Origin of the sequence: Methanosaeta sp. UBA458, assembly GCF_002496085.1 — an archaeon.
Taxonomy (GTDB): domain Archaea; phylum Halobacteriota; class Methanosarcinia; order Methanotrichales; family Methanotrichaceae; genus Methanothrix; species Methanothrix soehngenii.
In genome coordinates this window covers 17,831-18,144 of record NZ_DAIK01000101.1, presented here as the reverse complement: position 1 = coordinate 18,144, position 314 = coordinate 17,831, and the positions used below count along the sequence as shown (strand labels likewise).

The 314-nt window shown below is 53.2% G+C and carries 1 pseudogene; it reads left to right on the top strand.

The window, feature by feature from the left end:
* Positions 1 to 314, top strand: a pseudogene (locus BP822_RS07040) (hypothetical protein); the annotation flags it as partial.

The window sequence follows — 314 nt, the reverse complement described above, 5'->3', positions numbered from 1 at the left end:
TCCGATCCGGAAAATGATACATTGGAGTTCATGTTCCTCTTGGATGACGTGGCTCAGACTGAGTTCACCTCCATCCCGAGCTGGAACTGGACAACAACCGAGCAGGATATTGGCTCCCATACCATCGAGGTCAGGGCTCGGGACAACAACCACAATCCGGAAGGAGATAGCTCCAAGACAGCTGAATTTGTGGTTGAGGCCGTTCCCAACAATCCGCCTGAGGTAGTTGATCTGGCTTCAGATCTAGCCAGCCCCCAGATAGCCGGGACAGCGGTAACATTCACCGCAGCGACATCCGATCCGGAAAATGATAC